Source organism: Ruoffia sp. FAM 26255, assembly GCF_045528525.1.
GTDB lineage: Bacteria > Bacillota > Bacilli > Lactobacillales > Aerococcaceae > Ruoffia > Ruoffia tabacinasalis.
The window spans coordinates 1-1,326 of record NZ_JBGQQX010000119.1 but is presented as its reverse complement, the minus strand read 5'-3'; the positions used below and the strand labels follow the sequence as shown (position 1 = coordinate 1,326).

The window sequence follows — 1,326 nt, the reverse complement described above, 5'->3', positions numbered from 1 at the left end:
GATAAAGCCCATATAATTGTGTAAAAGTAAAAAACCATAATAATCTCTTTGGTACAATGTAGTTGACAGACAAACATTGAAAGGAAGATTATTATGGCTCAATTAAATATTACCTTAAATTTAGAAGAATTAACAGAGGCAGTCATGAATAGCGATATGAATGCGATGATGAAATCATTAGCTGTCACTGTCTTTAACGCTTATATGGAAGTTGAACGTGATCGCTACATTAAAGCAGAGAACTATGAACGGACTTCGGAACGAAAAGATCAGCGGAATGGCTATTACGAACGGGACCTCATGCTAAATATCGGGAGCATCAACTTAAAAGTACCACGGACGAGATCAGGCGAGTTTAAAACAGACGTGTTTAACAGCTACCAGCGGATGGATAAAGCGTTTGTCCTTGGGATGATTGAGATGGTCATTATGGGTGTTTCTACTCGAAAAGTCACGAAAATAGTGGAACAGCTCTGTGGCGAAAATGTATCCAAGTCCTTTGTCTCAGACATCATGCAGGAATTAGATCCACAAATTGAAGCGTTTAAACAACGGTCGTTATCGCACTCTAAATTTCGTTACTTATATGTAGACGCAATGTATATCAAAGTGAGAGAGGACAATCGCGTCGTGTCTAAAGCTGTTTATATCGCCCAAGGTGTTAATGATATAAATAAACGAGAAATCGTCGGTTTTATGGTCTCAGAAGAAGAAACCGAAGCAGCCTGGTCACGCTTCTTTCTAGATTTACGCTCGCGTGGACTACAGACACCAACCATGGTTATTTCTGATGCCCATGCTGGACTGAAAAAAGCGATTCGTAAAGTCTTTGTAGGGACTATTTGGCAACGCTGTACATTTCACTTTATTAGAAACATTATTGATGTAATGCCTAAAAAGAACAGTAAAGAAGAAAGAAAAATACTTAGAAAGATCCTCCAAGCACCAACACAACAACATGCGCGTGAGTTGAAACAAGCCTATGAATCGCAACTTAAAGATAATCCCAAGTATACTGAAGCCTTAAAGATTTTAGATAATGGTTTTGAGGATGCCATTCAATATATGTTAGAACCCGAAGCTTTTCATGTTTCGTTGCGCACAACCAATTCAGTTGAGCGTCTGAATCGTGAAATTAGACGGCGAGACAGAGTGATTGGAATTTATCCAAACATAGCCTCTGCAGAGCGTTTAATCGGTTCGATATTAATTGATTTCCACGAAAATTGGGAAAATAACGCTCGGACATTCTTACAAGTGTAATGTGCATGATGACCAGATGATATAACTACATTGAGACTTTTACACAAGATTATGGACTTGACA

General features: G+C 38.5%; 1 protein-coding gene. It reads left to right on the top strand.

Annotated features, from left to right (window positions below; all coding sequences use genetic code 11):
- Window positions 1-93: 93 nt before the first annotated feature.
- On the top strand, window positions 94-1,263 hold the full coding sequence (locus ACEN31_RS11510) for an IS256 family transposase (RefSeq protein WP_338487602.1): 1,170 nt from the start codon (window positions 94-96) through the stop codon (window positions 1,261-1,263).
- Window positions 1,264-1,326 lie beyond the last annotated feature (63 nt).